General features: G+C 67.4%; 11 protein-coding genes. 8 read left to right on the top strand and 3 right to left on the bottom strand.

Annotated features, from left to right (window positions below; genetic code table 11):
* Positions 1 to 53 precede the first annotated feature (53 nt).
* Positions 54 to 1,148 (bottom strand): dipeptidase, encoded by a 1,095-nt coding sequence (locus Poly30_RS04575; protein WP_145194844.1) that lies wholly within the window; start codon positions 1,146 to 1,148, stop codon positions 54 to 56.
* A 110-nt stretch (positions 1,149 to 1,258) separates the two neighbouring features.
* On the opposite strand from Poly30_RS04575, the gene Poly30_RS04570 reads away from it, so the two are divergent.
* The 7 genes from Poly30_RS04570 to Poly30_RS04540 all read left to right on the top strand — a co-directional run bounded on the left by Poly30_RS04570 (position 1,259) and on the right by Poly30_RS04540 (position 8,440).
* The gene (locus tag Poly30_RS04570; protein WP_145194843.1) at positions 1,259 to 1,609 is read left to right on the top strand and encodes a c-type cytochrome; all 351 of its coding nucleotides are present in this window, start codon (positions 1,259 to 1,261) and stop codon (positions 1,607 to 1,609) included.
* 80 nt (positions 1,610 to 1,689) lie between these two features.
* A complete protein-coding gene (locus Poly30_RS04565) occupies positions 1,690 to 4,131 on the top strand; it encodes a glycosyltransferase family 39 protein (RefSeq protein WP_145194842.1) in 2,442 nt (813 codons plus the stop codon).
* 285 nt (positions 4,132 to 4,416) lie between these two features.
* Positions 4,417 to 4,848 (top strand): response regulator, encoded by a 432-nt coding sequence (locus Poly30_RS04560; RefSeq protein ID WP_145194841.1) that lies wholly within the window; start codon positions 4,417 to 4,419, stop codon positions 4,846 to 4,848.
* A 100-nt stretch (positions 4,849 to 4,948) separates the two neighbouring features.
* Entirely contained in the window at positions 4,949 to 5,260 is a 312-nt protein-coding gene (gene groES, locus Poly30_RS04555; RefSeq protein WP_145194840.1) for a co-chaperone GroES, read from the top strand.
* A gap of 45 nt (positions 5,261 to 5,305) precedes the next feature.
* Positions 5,306 to 6,925: a chaperonin GroEL gene (groL, locus tag Poly30_RS04550; protein WP_145194839.1), complete on the top strand. Its 1,620-nt coding sequence runs from the start codon at positions 5,306 to 5,308 to the stop codon at positions 6,923 to 6,925.
* A gap of 302 nt (positions 6,926 to 7,227) precedes the next feature.
* Entirely contained in the window at positions 7,228 to 7,791 is a 564-nt protein-coding gene (locus Poly30_RS04545) for a hypothetical protein (protein ID WP_145194838.1), read from the top strand.
* Between the two features lie 61 nt (positions 7,792 to 7,852).
* Positions 7,853 to 8,440 carry a DinB family protein gene (locus Poly30_RS04540; RefSeq protein ID WP_145194837.1) on the top strand — a complete coding sequence of 196 codons (588 nt, stop codon included), beginning with the start codon at positions 7,853 to 7,855 and terminating at the stop codon, positions 8,438 to 8,440.
* A 22-nt stretch (positions 8,441 to 8,462) separates the two neighbouring features.
* On the opposite strand, the gene Poly30_RS04535 is transcribed toward Poly30_RS04540, so the two are convergent.
* Complete coding sequence (locus Poly30_RS04535; protein ID WP_145194836.1) at positions 8,463 to 9,119, bottom strand: hypothetical protein; 657 nt, start codon at positions 9,117 to 9,119, stop codon at positions 8,463 to 8,465.
* Between the two features lie 160 nt (positions 9,120 to 9,279).
* Here Poly30_RS04535 and Poly30_RS28110 point away from each other — a divergent pair, with 160 nt between their 5' ends.
* On the top strand, positions 9,280 to 11,772 hold the full coding sequence (locus Poly30_RS28110; protein WP_419190949.1) for a hypothetical protein: 2,493 nt from the start codon (positions 9,280 to 9,282) through the stop codon (positions 11,770 to 11,772).
* Here Poly30_RS28110 and Poly30_RS04525 read toward each other — a convergent pair whose 3' ends face one another.
* Positions 11,773 to 14,385, bottom strand: a complete 2,613-nt coding sequence (locus tag Poly30_RS04525; protein WP_145194835.1) for a tetratricopeptide repeat protein — start codon at positions 14,383 to 14,385, stop codon at positions 11,773 to 11,775.
* Positions 14,386 to 14,527 lie beyond the last annotated feature (142 nt).

Below are 14,527 nucleotides of genomic sequence, written 5' to 3'. Positions count from 1 at the left end.
CCATGTTCGACTGTTTTGCCCGATCCTTCGAGCATTCATCCGAAGCCCGTCGATCAGCCTTGTGATGTGACGGTCATGGCGGCCCCCAGGGCCCTCCGGGCGTTGCCGTGGGCGATCGCCGCCAGGGTTTCGTCGTCCACCCCGCGGTCGGCGAGGGCCCGGAGCAGCGTCTGATAGCCGCTCGCGTCTTCCAGGCCCGCGGGCCGCCGGTCGATCCCGTCGAAGTCGGAGCCGATCGCCACATGCTCGGGGCCGCAGATCTCCAGGGCGTGGAGCGTGTGGCGCACGACATGCTCGATCGGGAAGGGCGGCAGGCCCTTCTGGATCGCGTCCCCCTGGAGGAGCAGCCGCTCCGTCGCGCTGTCCGCGGTCACGGCGCGGTAGGCGTCGGTCTCGCGGAAGGCCCGCTCGGCCTCGCGTTCGTCCTCGCTGAGGAACGCGGTCGCGAACGGAATCCCGAGGACGCCGCCGCAGTCGCGCAGCGCGCGCAGCTGGTCGTCGTCGATGTTGCGCGGATGAGCGGCGATCGCGCTGCAGCCCGAGTGGCTCACCATCGGCGGCGCCGCCGCGCACTCCAGCGCATCGTAGAACGTGCGCTCGCCCGCGTGACTGAGATCGACCAGCATCCCGAGCTCTCCCATGCGCTTCACGACCTCGCGACCGAAGGCGTTGAGCCCCTCGGGCACGCCTGCGCCTGCGCCGTCGCGGCACGATCGCGCCCAGGAGAGATGGTTGTTCCAGGTCAGCGTCATCACGCGCACGCCGCGGGAGGCGTAGTGCTCGAGCTGGCCGAGGTCGTCCTCGATCGCGTGCCCGCCTTCGATCGCCAGCACGCAGGCCACGGGATCGTCGGCGCCGCCCGCGAGGGCCGCGTCGAGCGCGTCGCCGTCGGTCACGCGTACGATCTTGTTCGGGGCCGCCGCGAAGAGGTCGTCCGCCGCGTCGAGGAGCGCGTTGGTGCGCCGCTTGGAAGCGCCGACCTCATCGGCGTAGGGGCCGTCGACCCAGGCCGTGAGGACCGCCGCGCGGAGGCCTCCCCGCGCGCCCTTGGCGAGGTCGAGGTGTCCGTGGGTTTCCCCTGAGAGGTCGTGGCCCATATCGAGGGCCCGCTGGAGCGCGTCGCAGTGCGCATCGAAGATCGGGAGCATGCGGGGCAGGATACGTCCATGGGCGCCCCGTCGTGTACAGTTCTACCCCGGTGATCCCGGGCGCCAACGTCGCGGGCGCTCGCCTCCCTTCCCCCTTCTCGATCGCCTCCATGCATCGCTTCCCCCACTTCACGGCGGCACGGCTCCTCGCCGCCATCCTGCTCGCGTCCAGCTCCGTCCTGGCAGCCTGCGGCGGTGCCGCACTGAGTGACTCGGCCCAGCGCGGCCGAAAGGTCTTCCTGGAGTCCTCGAAGCCGAGCTGCGCCTCGTGCCACCAGCTCTTGAACGCGGGCTCCCCCAAAGGCTTCGGGCCCGACCTCGACCTGCTCCGGCCCACGCGTGAGCAAACGGTCCAGTCCGTGACGAACGGCGTGAAGATCATGCCGCCTCAAAAAGGGATCCTCACGCCGGAGCAGATCGAGGATGTCGCGAGCTACCTTCTGGAGGTCGCAGGGAAGTGACCTCGACGAGCGCCGGGCCAGCCACGGTGCGTCCCGGCGCTGGGTTCCCGGCTCCAACGGGTTCGGGATGGCGTCGGCGCGTGGCGGTGGCCGCCGTGGTGATGGGCCTCGTGGCCCTCTGGGCGTTTCGGCTCGGGCCGCCGAACGGCCTGAAGCGCACGTCCTACAGCCAGGCCGCCGCGACCGCCGAGCGCCGTGTGCTCTACGAGCTGGGACACTGGCCGTGGGCGTATCTCGACAACGCCTCGTTCGGCTACACCGACATGCACGAGTGCCGTGCCATCGAGCTGGAGGGGGTCGTGTGGCAGGGGGCCCCGGGGCGAGCGCGCTGGAGGCTTCTCCACATGGGCGGCGCCGAGGTGTTCGTCGATGGAACGAGCGTCTTCCGGGCGCAGGAACTGCTTCCCCTACGTTCCGAGCCCCAGGTCGATGAGTTCGACGTCGAGTGGGACGGCGAGGCCCTGGACCTGCGCATGGCGATCGCCGTGGATCCAGGACGCGCGGACCGGTTCGGCCACTATCGTGTCTGGCTGGAAGAGCAGCTCGACGACGGCGCATGGCGGCGAATCCCGGAGCACAGGCTGTACGCGCCGTCGCCCGCCGCGCGCCCGACGGCGGCGAGCGCGCGCTCGGATCGGTGGCGCCATTGGACCTACCGCGTCGCGGCGTTCGGCTTCCTCCTCTCCCTCGGGCTACTCGTTCTTCATCGGCTCCTCGGGGCCGCGCGCGCACGCCCCGCGCTCTTCACCATCGGAGGCGTCGCCTTCGTGGCCGCGGCGACCGTGCGAGCGCTCGTCCTCTTCCAGCAGGCGGCCAGCGAGCCTTCTCTCTGGGCGCTCGCCCGCCAGACCGACAACTACCTCATGTTCGCGCGCGCCGAGCTCGCGGGGTCCCGGTCGGCGCTGCTCTTCAGCCCAGGAACGACATGGTGGCTGCTCGCGCTGACCGAGCTCCTGGGTCCGGACCTGCCGCGCATGCTTGCGACGTCGGCGCTCTTCGGCGCGCTGGGCGTGGGCGTTCTCGCCTACGGTACGGGCCGGATGTTCGGCCGGAGCGCGGCGTGCGTAGCGGGCGCGGTCGGAGCGCTGTACGGGCCGCTGGTCTATTACCAGACGACGCTCCAGGCGGTGGCGCCGCTGACGACGTGGCTGTCGTGTTTGCCGCTCCTGCTCGTGGGTCTTGCCGAAGGACGAACGCGTGGGAAGGGCCTCTTCGGTGGCTCACTCATCGGCGCGGCTGCGCTCGTGCGACCGACCGCGCTGGCGCTCTTGCCCGCGATCCTGTGGGCGATTTTCCGGCGCTCGACCCTGAACGAGGTGGAGCGTGAGCCGCGGAGCGGAGGAACGACGGCCGCTCTCCTCATCCTCGGGCTGCTGGCGGTGCTGCTGCCCCAGGTCGTGGCGAATCATGCGCGGAACGTCCCGAGCTTCATCAGCGCGAACGGGCCGATCAACCTGCTGATCGGGAACAACCGCGACTCGGACGGGACCTATGGGCTGACCGATGGGTTCAAGGAAGCGCGGAGCTGGAAGGTGCGGAACGGACATTCCACCGCCGAGCAGCTCCTGCGCGAGTTCCGGATGGATCCCCTGCGCGCGGTCGAGCTCCAGGCGCGGAAGGTGGGGCTGCTCGTGACGCTCGACGAGGCCAGCAACGCAATCAGCTACGAGGACGATGGGCTCGCACGATCGTCGCTCCTGCGGCTGCTGTCGTGGGACGGGCGAATAGGGATGCCGCTGATCGCTTGGTGGGGCATGGCCGGGATCCTGATGGAGCTCTGGCGGCGTGGACGCGGAGCTCGCGCGGCGACCGAGGCGCTGGCGATGTGCGTGGTTCTCTACGGACTATCGACAGCCATCGTTCTTCTGGAAGGCCGGATCCGCGCGCCACTCTTGCCGCTGCTGATCCCGTTCGTCGCCTCGGGACTGGTCACGGTGGTGACCAGAGCGAGAGCCTGGCTTGATTGGCTGCCGCAGCTCGCGGCCGCGGGAGCGGCGACGCTGGGGCTTCTCTGGTGCGCCGAAGAGCTGCCGCGCAAGCGTTACCTGGACGCGCTGCCGTCCGATGCGACGCCCGTGGACATCCGGATGGAGAATGGGCTGGAGCTGGTGGGGTGGCGGATGAGCTCGTCGCTCCCGGTGACGGGGGGCTACCTGCATCTCGATTTCTTCTGGCGCTACGGAGGTCCCGGGGCCTCGGGGGTGTCCGGTGACGGAGCTTGGTCCCCCGCGATCTGGCTCGGGCTCAGCCGAGCGGACGCGGAGAAACCGTTCAGGCCGCGGGTGCTGAAGGTGGGCGATCGGACCTATCCCCACGAACCACCGGTGGACTGGCCGGAGGGAAAGCTGCTCTCCGAGGGCTACTACCTCGCGATCCCGCGCGGCGAGGCAGGGCGGATCGAGATCGAGCTGGCGGAGGTCATGGGGGACGGGCGGTCACCGGTCCGGAAGCAGGTCCTCCTGGCGATGGACGTGGAGCCGCCGGAGGTGCCGTTCTCGGCGGCTGGCGCGGCGAAGAAGTAGGCGGGGGCTGACGCCGCCACTTTGACAGTCGCCGAACTTCCTTGAATCGCCGCTGCCAGGTTGGCAGCGGAAGCGAAGCCCAGGCCCAGGCCCGTCACGTCGGCAGGAGCCGGTCCCATCGCCAGATCGGGCCCGTGGCCTGCCCCAGGGACGCCAGGGGGGACGAAAGCGGGCGCAGGAGGGGTCTTCGAGGCGAGGTCTGCGGGCGCGTGGGGCCTGCCCGTGCTGTTCCGGCACGCAGTTTGCTTCAGGGAGCCCGCGGGGCACCCCACCCTGCCCCATCCCATGGAACATCGCATCCTCATCGCAGACGACGACGCCGACGTGCGCCACGGAGCCGCCGAGTTCCTCGGTGCCTCTGGACTCGAGGTCATGCTGGCGGGTGACGGCGAAGAGGCGATCTGCCTCGTGCGCCGGTCACTCGAGCTGGGGAGGCCCCTGCACCTCGCGCTCGTCGACGTGCACATGCCGCCGCCCATGGATGCCGCCCCCGTGAGCCTGGACGGGATCGATGGAGGGCTGGCGCTCTTCTCGCTCCTCCGCGGAAGCCGACCCGAACTCCCGTGCATCCTCTGGTCCGGGGAGGCGTCCCAGGGCGTCGAGTCCTGGGCCCTGCGCGAGGGCGCCAGCGCCTTCCTGCGCAAACCGGTCAAGCCGCTGATGCTCCGCGAGGAGATTCAGCGTGTTCTGAAACTTCACTGGGGCGCGGCTGGCTGATTTTCAGGCCAGGCAAGCTCCCCACTCTCATCGACTGACCCACTTACTTTTCTCTTCACTGCTATCCAAAGGGCGCGTTCTTAGCGCCCGCCCAAAAGACATGGCCACCAAGACCAAGAAGAACGTTGCCATCCGCCCCCTCGGTGACCGCGTCCTCATTCAGCGCGTTGAGGCTGAAGAGAAGACCGCCGGCGGCATCCTCCTCCCCGAGAGCGCCAAGGAGAAGCCCAAGGAAGGCCTGATCGTCGCCATGGGTGAGGGCAAGACCCTCGAGAACGGCGAGCGCTCGACGTTCACCGTCGCCAAGGGCGATCGCGTCCTCTTCACCTCGTACGCTGGCACGGAAGTCAAGTACGACGGCGAGGACTACCTCATCATGCGTGAGGACGACATCCTCGCGATCGTTGGCTGATCGAGCCGCCCCTCTCTCCCTCCCTTCGTACCCACACGCATATCCATGTCAGCCAAGCAGATCAGCTACGACGCAGCCGCACGCGAACACATTCGCGAAGGCGTGAAGAAGCTCGCTCGAGCGGTGAAAGTCACCCTCGGGCCCCGCGGCCGTAACGTCATCATCCAGAAGTCGTTCGGCAGCCCCACCGTCACCAAGGACGGCGTCACCGTCGCCAAGGAGATCGAGCTCGAGGACGCCTACGAGAACATGGGCGCTCAGCTCGTGAAGCAGGTGGCCCAGCGCACGAACGAGGCTGCCGGCGACGGCACCACGACCGCCACCGTCCTCGCCGAGGCCATCTTCGAAGAAGGCCTCAAGAACGTCACCGCTGGCGCGAACCCGGTCGCCCTGAAGCGCGGCATCGACGCCGCCGTCAAGGCCTCCATCGCCCAGCTCGAGAAGATCTCCACGCCCATCAAGGGTCACCAGGAGATCGCTCAGGTCGGCGCCATCGCCTCCAACAATGACGCCGAGATCGGTGAAATGATCGCGCGCGCCATGGAGAAGGTCGGCAAGGACGGCGTCATCACCGTCGAGGACGGCTCCGGGATGGAGACCGAGGTCGAGTGGGTCGAGGGTATGCAGTTCGACAAGGGCTTCCTCTCCCCCCACTTCGTCACGGACTCGGCGAAGATGGAGTGCGTCATGGAAGACGCCCTCGTCCTCGTGCACGAGAAGAAGATCAGCTCCATCAAGGACATGATCCCGCTGCTCGAGCAGGTCGCCCAGGCCGGTCGTCCGCTCCTCATCATCGCCGAGGACGTCGAGGGCGAGGCCCTCGCCACCCTCGTGATCAACCGCCTCCGCGGTTCGTTCCCGTGCGTGGCCGTCAAGGCTCCGGGCTTTGGCGATCGTCGCTCGGCCATGATGCAGGACATCGCTGTCCTCACCGGTGCCACCGCGATCATGGAGTCCACGGGCGCGACCCTCGAGGGCGCTACGATGAAGGACCTTGGCAAGGCCAAGAAGGTCATCGTGTCCAAGGACAACACCACGATCATCGAAGGTGCGGGCAAGAAGGCCGAGATCAAGGGTCGCATCGACCAGATCAAGGGCGAGCTCGAGAACACGAAGTCGGACTACGACGGTGAGAAGCTCCAGGAGCGTCTCGCGAAGCTCTCGGGCGGCGTCGCCCAGATCAACGTCGGTGCAGCGACCGAGTCGGAGATGAAGGAGAAGAAGGCGCGCGTCGAGGACGCGCTCCACGCCACGCGCGCAGCGGTCGAAGAGGGCATCGTCCCCGGCGGCGGCACCGCGCTCCTCTCCTGCATCGCCGTGATCGAGAAGCTGAAGCTGGAAGGTGACGAGCGCGTCGGTGCGATGATCATCCGCCGAGCCATCGAAGCCCCCCTGCGCCAGATCTCGGCGAACGCGGGCCTCGACGGAGCCGTCGTCGTCCAGAACGTGCTCAACAAGAACACGCCCGGCTGGGGCTACAACGCGGCCACCGAGGTCTACGAAGACCTCATCAAGGCCGGCGTCATCGACCCGACGAAGGTGGTCCGCAGCGGCCTCCAAAACGCCGCCTCGGTCGCCAGCTTGCTGCTGACGACGGACGCCCTCGTGAGCGACAGCCCGAGCCACGAAGAGCCGGCAGCCGCCGGTGGTCACCACCACCACTAGAGCGCTCTGAGTGCCAAATGAGAAGCCGCACCGGGATCCGTCCAGGCGCGGCTTCTCTTGTGTCAGCGCGGCGCGATCTTCTGGCGGTACCGTACCCGACCCAAATCCGCAACGTTTCCGGCGGAGAGACAGCCCCTCGCATCGCCTCTCGACGAGTACAGGATCGCTTGAGATGGGGAAGGTCCGACCGGTAGGTTGGGAACAGGCTTGGATCGCCGACTGGCGCATCGCTCACCCGCGCGAAGCGACGCGATCAAACAGGGTGTCTTGGTTGATAGGCGACGATGGACGAAACTATCTCCATGAGAACGCCATGGATTCAGCTGCTCGTACCTATCCCCCTTTCGATCGTCCTTTGCCTCTCGGGCATCTCCTGTTCGCAGGACAACGAGGCCAGAGAGGAGACCGCTGATTCCGCGAGCTCCTCGGCTGTACTGACAGGCGAATGGAGCCTTGGGAAGCCGCTCACGTCGGAACAGATCACCGACATCGTGGGAGACAAGGTTCCGCGGTTCGGAGACCTCGAGCCGGGGACTCTGCCCGCCAAGGGCCCCCTGGCCGTGCGCTTCCCGAACTTCACCGAGTTCACCTTCGAGGACGTGAGCGGGTGGACGCTGTCGGTCAACAAGGGGCAAGAAGGTCCGAAGCGCGCTCCCTACCTGCAGCTGGTAGCCACGCGCGGCTCGGAGCGGCACGTGGTCGACGACCAGAGCGCTGGGAACAACGAGCTCACGATCGATGGAAAGACCCGATCCGGCACCGGGTTCCTTCTCCTGAAGTCCGAGGAACTGCGCAGCTACAGCTCCAGCAACATCCTTCTCGAGCTTCGGGAGCAGCTCGAGGCTCCGGGCTCCTCGGACGATTGAGTTGGGTGCGGGTACCATCCCCGGTCGTCCCTCACCCCGCTCGGAAGAGCTGCCCTCGATCATGCTCCCCCCACGAATGGCCCACGACTGGCCGACGACCATCACCGCGCTCCGCGAGCGTCTATCGGCGACGTATCAGCCTCTCATCGAGCTCGCCCGCTCCGGCGCTCCGTGGCTGGCGGCGCGGCCCGAGCCCGCGGGCTGGACCGGGGCTGAGGTGCTGGAGCACGTCGCGCTGACGGATCACTTCCTCCTGCGCCTCGTCCAGAAGATCGGCGACAAGGCTGCCATGCGTGCTGAAAGGGGCAATGCGTGGCCAACGGATCCGCCGGAGTTCGACCATCTCGAAGCGATTGCCGCCCGTGAGCATTCCTGGCCGCACCCGGAGCACATGACGCCGACCGGGGAGCTCGACCTCGCAGAGATCGCCCGACGGCTCGGCGCGGACCTCGCGTTCGCCCACGCCTGGCTCGACCGGCAGCCTTCGGGGGAAGGCACGCTCCACCGGATCCGCATGTCCGTCGTCGGGGACGCGGGCGCCGAGGACGACCGTCTGCACCTCTACCACTTCCTCGCCGTCATCGAGCTTCACGCGCGCCGACACGGTGCGCAGCTCGCACGGCTACGGAACGCCGCTGAGCAGAAGTAGGCGTCACCCGGAGGCGGGCCCGTCAGCGCGGGCCCAGCACCTCGTCGACCAGCCTCTGCAGTTCGCCCAGGAAGTCGATCTGAAGCCCCTCCTGACCGAGATCCGCCTCGTCTGCCTTGGCCTTCGCGCGAGCGATCATGTCCCGGATCTCGTCAGCGGTCGGCTCGTCGTCGATCTTGACAGATCCCCGGTCACCCACCTCACCGATCGCACCCAGCAAGTCGTCGTAGTCGGCCTGGGTGAAGAGGTGCCTCGACATGCCGTCCGCAAAACGCGACATCTGCAGCACGCCGTCGGCTTTCTCCTCGGGCGAAAGCTCGCCGTTCGACTGGATGAGAGTCTTGGCGGTGAGGAGGCCGCCGTAGGCCAGGAGGTCCGAATCCTCCAGCGCCTTCACCAGCTTGCCTGCGTCCATGATCCCGATCTCCCCGGACTTCACGCCGTCACGCAGCCGCAGGAGGAGCTCGTCCGCCTCTTTCCTCTCGGCCGGGTCAAGGTCCATCGTCGCCGTGTCCGCGCTGACCCGTGCATAGATGTCATCTGCGGCGGCGCTCATGCCCTTCTTCAGGACGAAGTAGCCTCCGCCCCCCATCAAGGCTCCGAGCAGCAGCAGGCCCACGCAGCCAAAAATGAGGCACGAGGCGGCGCCGGACTTTTTCTTCGGAAGCGGATCGTCCATGGGCTGGAGCGGCGGAGGAGTCGCGGGCCGGGCGGAAAGGAGTCGCGCCATCCTATCGGGCGCGGCGCAGGCGAAACTCCGAAAAACCACTGCGGACGCCACGTGGCCCCTGCGCAGGGGCGGTCACATCCGATGTGACCCATCCCCGAGCACCGATTCCATGCAGCCAGTTTCTTATCGATCCCACCTTGCCGTCTTTTCCCTGATCGCCGTCCCGACCGTTCTTCTCGCCGGATGTAGCGGCGGCGGAGGAGGCGGGACTGGCGGCGGGCCTGGCGCCTCCGGCCTCACCAAGACCCTCCAGGAACTCGGCGTCTCCACCTCCTCCTCCGCCCGCCAGGGCATCGACGGCACCGACCTCACCGACGACTACGCCCCGTTCGGTGACACCTGGGAGATCGCCAAGACCTCCGAGCTTCTCGTTCTCGGGGCCACCGTCGCATCGAGCACCGAGCGCTTCACGCTCCTCGACCTGACCGACGACCAGGGGAACGCCGCGGAGGAGGTGCTCTACTCGCTTTCGGCATCCAACGAGAGCTGGATCAGCGGTCCCAGCAACACCGGCAGCTTCAACTTCCGCGACGAGCGAGCGGTCGCGGCGGCCGATATCGACGCCGACGGACTAGAAGAAATCGTCGTCGCCTACCTCAACGGTGGTGAGATCCGGGTGCGGGTCATCCAGGACGAGATGGAAGGCTTTGCCGAGACCGACTTTCAGGTCGGCTTCGAACCTGGCATCGAGGACCTCACGATGCAGGCGGCGCGCCTCGACGGCGACCGGCGCGACGACCTCGTCATCGGCTACACCGCCAACGACATCGACGCCCGCGTCATGTTCCTCCAGACCACGACGACTGGCTTCACCGAGATCGGGAATCGCCTGAGCTTCACCAGCACGGTCCCCAGCCCGACGATCACCATCGAGCTCTCCGCCGGCAACGTCGACATGGATCGCCAGGATGAGATCGCCGTCGTCATCAACGAGAGCTTCGGTACCACCAACGGCCCCGACGGCGCTAGCCGCTTCACCTTGATCGACGACGCCAGCGCCGGCTTCGCCACGCTCCGAGCGCTGCAGAGCGCCAACGGCAACGACCAGGGCGGGTTCCCCCGCACTGGACTGCAATCCACACCGCTCCTGGTCGACTTCGACGGCGACGACCGCTGCGAACTCGTCATCGCCACGCGCACCGATTTCAACAGCAGCTGCGACAGCGACGGATACTTCTTCATGGCCTTCGAGGATAGCTTCTCCGGCGGCGCGTCCCTCGGACATCAATACTTCACGAGTCGCTTCAGCAGCTGCGCCAGCCCCATGAAGCCCCGCGTGCGCGTCCTTCACGCCAACGCCCTGGACGTGGACGGCGACGGCTTCGACGAGTTCCACATCAACCAGTTCGTCTTCGACGACTTCGCCAGCAGCGCGCCGTGGACCATGGACCCGGACTACCAGCTCCCCGACGACGTCGTCTGGAGCCAGAACGACTTCGGTGCCTTCACCCAGGGAACCAGCTCGATGGTCACGGGCGAGTTCACGGGCGACGACCGAGACGACATCGCGGTCTACCGCCAGGACGGCAATGAACTGGTCGTCTGGGGCCGTTCCGCGCCCGACGCCACGATGCTCGAGAAGCGCACCGTCACCACCGCCTTCGCCAACTCCCAGAACTGCGTCTTCCCCATCCTTCTCCCCGTCAACGTCGACCTGGACAGCCCGGTCCTCAGCTACTCCGACGGTGCCTACGAGTACGTCTTCTCCGAGCCGATCGTTCTCGCCGTCCTCGCGGCCGCCCCGTGCCGCGAGGGGATCGGCCAGAACCTCGCCGAGTGCTACACGATCTTCGGCAACACGACCTCCAGCTCGTCGGAAACGGAGCGCGCCGTGTCCGTGAAGGCCAGCGCCACCGTCGGCATCAGCCTCGACGGCGGCATCAGTCAGTCCGGATTCGAACTCACCGCCAGCGCCTTCGCCGAAGCCACCAAGATCACCAACAGCTCCTACCGCGAAGAGCGCACCGTGCTCTACCGAACGGGTGTCGCAGAGGACACCGTGATCTTCACCACGATTCCGATCGACCGCTACACCTACACGGTCCAGTCCCACCCTGATCCCGCGCTCGTCGGTGAACAGGTCGTGGTCAACCTCCCCCGCGATCCGATCACCCTCCAGGCCGACCGCGCTGCGTACAACGCAGCCGTCCAGCCGGGCAGCCTCCTCATCACGGACCAGATCCTGACCCACACCATCGGTGATCCCTCGAGCTACCCGACGCGCGCGATGAAGAACTCGCTCATCAGCACCTACGGCGGCCTTCAGTTCGGCCCCCAGGCCGTCGGCATCGGCGCCGGGTCCACGAGTCTCACCCTCCAGGTCGGCGAGGCCTGGGGCCAGGGCGGCGCGCTGGAGAAGGGCTTCTCCGTGGACCTGGAGACGACGAGCGGAGCGGTCCTCGCTGGCGTGAGCTTCGGCGCCTCCGTGACGAACACCGTCGTGGTGACGAGCGGCAGCGAAACCACCTACGGAGCGTCCGTGGGCGCCATCGACGCGGCGAACCACGCCTCCGCCGGCTACTCCTTCGGCCTCTTCACCTACGTCCGGACCGACCCGACGACCGGCCAGGACTACGAAGTGGTCCAGTACTGGGTCGAGTGATCAGCGGTTCGCCGCGTCTCCCATCGGCGTGATCGGCTCGATCTTCTGCCACTCCTGCGTCGACCCTATGTTCGGGTTGAAATTCGCATCGTTGGTGAAGAAGAACGAGTCGCCGCCGGTGGTGTACACGTGGTCGTAGCTGGAGTCCAGCGACCGAATCGATCCGTCCGGCAGCGTGTAGTCGTCCACCCCGAGGATCGTGTTGCTCCAGGCGTGCGAGAGGCGGCTCTGGCTCGCCTGGCTCTCCTCCCAGCTCTTCTGGTTCGACTCCATGATCTCTGCGTTCGTCTTGCGCATGATCTCGCCGCGCTTGCGCAGCGCCGCCAGGTTCTCCATGTTCGTCTGGTGCTGCATCCTGGAGATCTCCTGCTGGTTGCGAATGACCTGCTTCTGGATCTCGTCCACGATCGCCTTCCACTCGCGCGTCGGAGTCAGCGAGTTCGACACCGTGTGGAGCATGGCGATCGACGCGTCCAGCGCTCCCACGGGCGCACGCAGGCCCCGCACGTCATGGACCGCCCAGTCGTAGGTGTACATGGACATCCCCATGCCCATCTCCCCGCCGAAGCTCATCATGTAGTACATGAACGTGAACTGCTCCTCGTACGCGCGCCCGCCTTCGGTATAGCGCACGCGGATCATCGGAACCCCCACGCGAACGTTCGCACGCATGCCGGTCGACCCGCCCTGTCGGTTCATCTGCTCCGCCTGCTGGATGAGCGGAGCGAACAGCTGGCGGTACTGCTTCGCGACCTCCTCGACCTCACCCACCGACACGATCTGGAAGCCTGTCGCTTGCGGGTGATACGCAGGGAAGAGCGTGTTCGCGAGGAAGTCCGTCGGACCTTGTCCGGGCGGCATGAACATCTTTCCGCCCGTCATCTGCCCGATCGCCGGCGGCGTCGGCGCGCCGGGGTACTGCGTTCCCTCGAAGTAGGTGAAGGATCCGTTCGGGAGGTACTGGACGTGCCGCCCGTCCGGAGCCGCCGCACGCGCGTCGACGCTGACGTACGCCCAGGTGCTGAGCGGGTTCCAGGTGACGCCGCCCGCGAGGTCCCAGCCGTCAGGCAGCAGCAAGGTGTGGGACTCCATCTGGCCCATGAGTTCGTCGCGGAGCGTCGTCTTCGTCATCTTCACGGCGTCCTTCGGCGGGCCCTGGGTCGACGGCGCTGGAGGGGTTTCTCCAGACTCCTCGACGGACTCCTCGACCGACTCCTCGACGGACTCCGTCACGGACTCTTCCGCGGATTCGTCTGCGGAGTCGAATGCGCGCGTGCTCCTCTCCGCTCGGGGAAGCTTCGGCAGTGCCCGCGCAGGCGCTGATCTCCCCTGGAGCTCATCGAGCAGCTGCGTCTTTCGCTGACGCGCCTCGGCCTTCTGCGCCTCCGTCATGTCCCCTTCGCCGATGCGCAGGTTGTTCGCCGCGTTCTCCTGCTCCAGGTCGGCCGCAATCGATGTCCAGGCCCAGCCCTCCACCATGTCCTTCGCTCGCCCCTGACCCGTGAGGTACGCGAAGCCCACGTTGGTGGCACCGCCAGGATTCCCGGCATAGGCCGCGAGCATGAGGAGATCCGTCGCCTTCACGGGATCGCTCGCGAGCCCGCGTCCCTGGAGGAGCATGAGGCCGAGGTTCTCCATCGCCACGCCGAAGCCCTTCTCCGCGGAGACGAGGTACCAGCGTTCTGCCGCGACTGCGTCCTTCGGCCCGGCAAAACCCATCTCGTGGATCCGCCCGACGTAGAACGCCGCCGCGCCGTCACCCGCTTCGGCAAGCGGCAGGAATCCACGCAGGGCCCCCGCGTAGTCTCCCACCAGGTAGAGCGCGTCCGCCGCCTCGAAGGCTGCCGATCCCTCGACGGCTTCGTTCTCTCCTTCCACACCCTCGGATGCGCCGGCGGGCAGGAACATCTCCCTCGGCACCTGGATCTGAACCACGCCATCGATCGAGCGCCGATCCCGCTCGAGCTTGCCCTCGATCAGCCGCTGGCGCGACCCCGCGCTCTTCACCGCTTTCGGGAAGCGCTCCTCCAGCCGCTGCAGGAGCGCGGACGCCCCCTCGACGCTGGCCGCCGACGCGATCCGCGCCCACGCGAGCGCCGAGCTTTCATCGCCGGACTCGGCCATCGCCTCCGCCAGCGCCAGAGCGGACCGCTCGTCCCCGAGCTTGAACGATTCGTAGAGCCAGCGCTGGGTCTCCTTCGCCGACCCCTCCTCCGCGGACAGAGCCCGGGAAAGCCTCACCATGGCCTGCGCTGCTTCGACGCAGTGGGCCCTCGCGGCCTTCGCATGGTGCTTGGCGGCGGCGCTCAGGTCCGGACGACCCAGGCTGCCGAATTCATACATGCAGCCGAGGAGGTACTGCGCTGTCGCGTCGTCGCCCGCGCGCTCCAGGACCCGGGCCGCCTCCTGGAAGCGGCCTTCCCCGAGATGATCGAATGCCTGATTGACGAGGCGACCCGGCTCGCCCTCGGTGATCGAAGTCTCGCTCTGAGAAGGGACGGAGGCCGAGGCCGCCGCGGGAGGCGCGCTCGCTCCGAGGAGGCAGACGGCGGTTCCGAGCAAGGAGGCCGTCAGGGAGGAAGTCACGGCGGCAGGTACGGTGAAGATCAACATGGCTCAGATCCTGGGGGATGGGTTCGGGGGTCCATGCGCTGGGAGCCGCGCAGCACTGCCATGGATCCGGAGATTCCCGCGTCGGCAAAAACTCTTGCAGAGCGCACGTCGCTCCTGCGCGGGAATCCGGATCCAACTGCGG

Source organism: Saltatorellus ferox, from assembly GCA_007751475.1.
In the GTDB taxonomy this organism is placed as follows: Bacteria; Planctomycetota; UBA1135; order UBA1135.
This window is presented reverse-complemented; position numbering and strand designations above follow the sequence as displayed.

What these genes read in the sequence shown, in the direction of transcription:
- Poly30_RS04575 (WP_145194844.1), bottom strand. Translation starts at nt 1,148, where the DNA reads ATGCTCCCGATCTTCGATGCGCACTGCGACGCGCTCCAGCGGGCCCTC.
- Poly30_RS04570 (WP_145194843.1), top strand. Translation starts at nt 1,259, where the DNA reads ATGCATCGCTTCCCCCACTTCACGGCGGCACGGCTCCTCGCCGCCATC.
- Poly30_RS04560 (WP_145194841.1), top strand. Translation starts at nt 4,417, where the DNA reads ATGGAACATCGCATCCTCATCGCAGACGACGACGCCGACGTGCGCCAC.
- groES (WP_145194840.1), top strand. Translation starts at nt 4,949, where the DNA reads ATGGCCACCAAGACCAAGAAGAACGTTGCCATCCGCCCCCTCGGTGAC.
- groL (WP_145194839.1), top strand. Translation starts at nt 5,306, where the DNA reads ATGTCAGCCAAGCAGATCAGCTACGACGCAGCCGCACGCGAACACATT.
- Poly30_RS04545 (WP_145194838.1), top strand. Translation starts at nt 7,228, where the DNA reads ATGAGAACGCCATGGATTCAGCTGCTCGTACCTATCCCCCTTTCGATC.
- Poly30_RS04540 (WP_145194837.1), top strand. Translation starts at nt 7,853, where the DNA reads ATGCTCCCCCCACGAATGGCCCACGACTGGCCGACGACCATCACCGCG.
- Poly30_RS04535 (WP_145194836.1), bottom strand. Translation starts at nt 9,119, where the DNA reads ATGGACGATCCGCTTCCGAAGAAAAAGTCCGGCGCCGCCTCGTGCCTC.
- Poly30_RS28110 (WP_419190949.1), top strand. Translation starts at nt 9,280, where the DNA reads ATGCAGCCAGTTTCTTATCGATCCCACCTTGCCGTCTTTTCCCTGATC.
- Poly30_RS04525 (WP_145194835.1), bottom strand. Translation starts at nt 14,385, where the DNA reads ATGTTGATCTTCACCGTACCTGCCGCCGTGACTTCCTCCCTGACGGCC.